The sequence below is a fragment of the Paraburkholderia sp. BR14320 genome (assembly GCF_040948665.1).
Taxonomy (GTDB): domain Bacteria; phylum Pseudomonadota; class Gammaproteobacteria; order Burkholderiales; family Burkholderiaceae; genus Paraburkholderia; species Paraburkholderia youngii.
On the sequence record NZ_JBFPKG010000142.1, the window covers coordinates 1 to 3,145 of the forward strand.

The 3,145-nt window shown below is 57.1% G+C and carries 5 protein-coding genes and 1 pseudogene; 3 read left to right on the forward strand and 3 right to left on the reverse strand.

The features are described 5' to 3' along the window. Positions 1-442, reverse strand: a 442-nt coding sequence (locus AB3X89_RS39175) for an IS6 family transposase (RefSeq protein ID WP_368587933.1), incomplete at its 3' end; no start/stop codon positions are given. Positions 443-772: 330 nt separating this feature from the next. On the opposite strand from AB3X89_RS39175, the gene AB3X89_RS39180 reads away from it, so the two are divergent. The 3 genes and pseudogenes from AB3X89_RS39180 to AB3X89_RS39190 form a co-directional block, all read left to right on the forward strand. Then, positions 773-1,633, forward strand: coding sequence for a hypothetical protein (locus AB3X89_RS39180; RefSeq protein WP_368587934.1), 861 nt, complete (start codon positions 773-775; stop codon positions 1,631-1,633). 31 nt (positions 1,634-1,664) lie between these two features. Beyond that, positions 1,665-1,793 (forward strand): hypothetical protein, encoded by a 129-nt coding sequence (locus AB3X89_RS39185; RefSeq protein WP_368587935.1) that lies wholly within the window; start codon positions 1,665-1,667, stop codon positions 1,791-1,793. A gap of 43 nt (positions 1,794-1,836) precedes the next feature. After that, positions 1,837-1,935 (forward strand): annotated as a pseudogene (locus tag AB3X89_RS39190) (IS6 family transposase); the annotation flags it as partial. A 261-nt stretch (positions 1,936-2,196) separates the two neighbouring features. Here AB3X89_RS39190 and AB3X89_RS39195 read toward each other — a convergent pair. After that, positions 2,197-2,805, reverse strand: coding sequence for a transposase (locus AB3X89_RS39195; protein ID WP_368587936.1), 609 nt, complete (start codon positions 2,803-2,805; stop codon positions 2,197-2,199). Beyond that, positions 2,756-3,016, reverse strand: a complete 261-nt coding sequence (locus AB3X89_RS39200) for a transposase (protein WP_368587937.1) — start codon at positions 3,014-3,016, stop codon at positions 2,756-2,758. The genes AB3X89_RS39195 and AB3X89_RS39200 overlap by 50 nt, the downstream gene beginning before the upstream one ends. Between the last annotated feature and the right edge of the window lie 129 nt (positions 3,017-3,145).

The window sequence follows — 3,145 nt, forward strand, 5'->3', positions numbered from 1 at the left end:
GATTCGATCCGCTCCTGTCGATCGTCACGGTCCCGGGTTCGCCATTCTGGTCGATTGCCTTTTCGAAATAGGCCCGGGCCGCAGCCTTGTCCCGTGGGGCTCGCAGCAGAAAATCAACGGTGTTGCCTGCCTTGTCGACAGCCCGATAGAGATACCGCCACTCACCCCTGATGCGAATGTAGGTCTCGTCCATCCTCCAGCTCTTGCCGCCCGCCAGTTTGCGCCGTCGAAGCGCCTTCTCCAGGACCGGCAACAGTTTGAGTGCCCAACGATGAACGGTTGAATGATCGACCGCAATCCCGCGCTCGGCCATCATCTGTTCAAGATGGCGCAGGCTCAGCGGATAAGCCACGTACCACCGAACGCACAGCAACATCACGTCCAGCGGGTAATGCAAGCGTTTGAGTACTTTTCCCACACCCGGACTCAGCTTCTCGATCATCGATCACGTCACGCAATAAGGCCCGTCAGCATAGCAGACCGCTTTATTGCGACAGATCCAAATATTTTGCCCGACAGGTAAACAGATATGGGACTTTGCTTATCCAAATCCTCAGGTTCGACTCAACACGCCGCACATGACTTAAGTGACGCATATGACAGGCAAGAGTCACCGCGAACCTCGACATTATCAAGCTTTGAAAGCAGAACGCTGCCGCAATCGCCAGAGTTATCAGCGCTCATGGCCTCCTTGGGTACGCGTCCCGACAGGTTGCGCAGGGGCGGAGATACACCTCTGGAGCAGCATGAGATCCAGCAGGCTGCATACCACATGGGAGCATATGTCATCGGTGACGAGGTTACGAGCCCGACAAGACTCGCGACAGCCGGGCAAACCGTTCACGACGTCCGCCTGATGCTCAAGCACGGCCGAGGAAACGTTAAAGCGGACGACATTCCCTCGCTCGGACACAACGGTATCGGATCGTCTGTTGCAAAGATGGCATCAGACGGAAACAGCAAGCTTGCAGTGGCAGTGGTCATGGGCGCGGCGGTCTGCGATCAGTCCGCTCCCCTTTGCGCCATCGTCCACGCCCCCCACATGGCGGTCAACGAACGGAGTGTGACCACTTCCGCTGTAGTGCCAATGAAAGAGATGACCGAAGACGGTAATGAGATGTCAGTCAAAGTGGGGCACACTTGGAGCGAGTTGCGGCGCGGAAGCCGCGACCCGAGGTCGACTGTGGTCATGGATCCCTGGGCCAACGGACCGGCTGTTCGATTAGAAGATAGCGCATGGAGCACAGAGGCGGCTACGGACGGTCCTTGGTCGATGGACAAAGGGGGCGCCGAATTTTTGAAAAATCGACTTGAGCGGTTGATTCCGTTAGTTGACCCGGAGGCAGATGACCGCACTGCTCAGTGCTTGCGTAAGAGGCAGAAAGACCCCGTAGCGTGGGAGAAATATGCCGAACCACAAGTGATCTCACCCACGTTTGCCAATAAGGTCCGCAACGCAATGGCCTGTATTCCTGAAGGCCAACAGAGAGAAACCGCATCACGGATGATTCAGGAAACCTACGGAATGGATCATCACTCGTACGCGCACCAATACGCCGTCGAATCAGTTCTGACGGCAGTCAACCAACTGGACTCGCTGCCCCGGCCTCCTGTCGTTCCGCCTCGATACTGAACGGCAGGCCAAGGATCGAATCCGCGCGGAAGTGCTTGATCAGGAAGGCCTGCCGCATTGCCCGCTGCACGGCGCGATGATGGTAGAAGATGCCGACGAGCTGGATGAACCGCCCAACCTGCTCGCAGACTCTGCGGCCGATACGGCTCTGTCAGGTTGACGGGCATTGTTACGTTATCGAGATGGTTGGGTAAGATCGCATGATGAAAAATGCAAAATCGCTGTACCACGGTCATCGCTTTCCCGCATCGGTCATCAGTTGCGCGGTGCGTTGGTATTTCAGGTTCCAGCTCAGCCTGCGCGGGCACTGTCAAGTTGGCGAGATAGTCACGTAAGATGTCGTGATGAAGAAAAGAAAATCACTTTATCACGCAAGTGGTTGCGGGTTTCAGCACAGGTGATATTCTTTCCAGTTGAAGAAACCGATGATGCAGAAAGTGGTGGACACGGCAAGACCGCCGGTGCGAAACGAAGATTTGGTATGCGAGGTGATCCGCATGGCAGAAGCAAACGCGATCACGGCGCGAAGCGCCAACGATGTACCGCAAGATCTGGACGTGGGATCAGCTGTGGCAGTAGTGCCGAAGATTGATCAGGGTGTAGGCGAGAGTCTTGAAGGCGTAGTGCACGTCACTGATGCGTTCGAAGCGCAGCAGCAGGCGGCGGAACTTGTCCTCCCAGGCGAACACGCGCTCGATGGTCCGAAAGCGTTCCTCGAAGATGGCCTCATTGAAATGACGCTTGCGGCCACGTTTGTTCTGATTGCGGTTGCGGGGATTTTCCGGGATGTTGGGCGTCATGCCGCGGTTGAAGATCGCCTTGCGGTTTTCGCGACAGTCATACACGCCGTCCAGACTGACGGTTGAACGTTGCAAGTCCGCGCCAATGGCGCGCGCCATGGCGGTGAGTCCGGGCAGCGCGTCGCGCAGCAGGGGCGATTCGTTGCGGTTGCCCGGCGCCGCCACGAATGGCGCGATGATGTTGCACCCGCGATCGCAGAAGGCTACGACCTTGTCGCCCTTCAGGTGCTTGTGCCCGCTGTAGCCCAGGTTCTCGCCACCTTTCCTTGCCGCCGTCGTCGTGCCGTCGCCATGAATGACCGAGAGGTCGAGAAGCTCGTCTTCATGCAACTGATGGACCGAGCCCGGAAAAGACCCGGCCGATGCTGCCATCGGCCTGCCAGCGCCGCATGATCCGGTAGACGCGCGTGTAATTGATTTCAGGCAGGCCCTTTGAATTGTTTTCGATCGGCAGCATCTTCCACTGACAGCCGATATAGAGCGCCTTCAGGACGTAGTTGAACATCTTGTGCAACGGTAGCGTGGGGGGCGGTCCACGTCGGCCGCGGCCCAGGTGCGGCCAGACAAACTGCTCGATGCTCAATTTCGGGTTCTGTTGCAGTAAGGGTGTCGGGACGAGAAATGTCGATATGATAAGTATTGCTTATGACACAAGGGAGTAAAACTGCTGGGAAGCAGACGACGGGTCTTTGCCCGCACATTTCATCTGTCC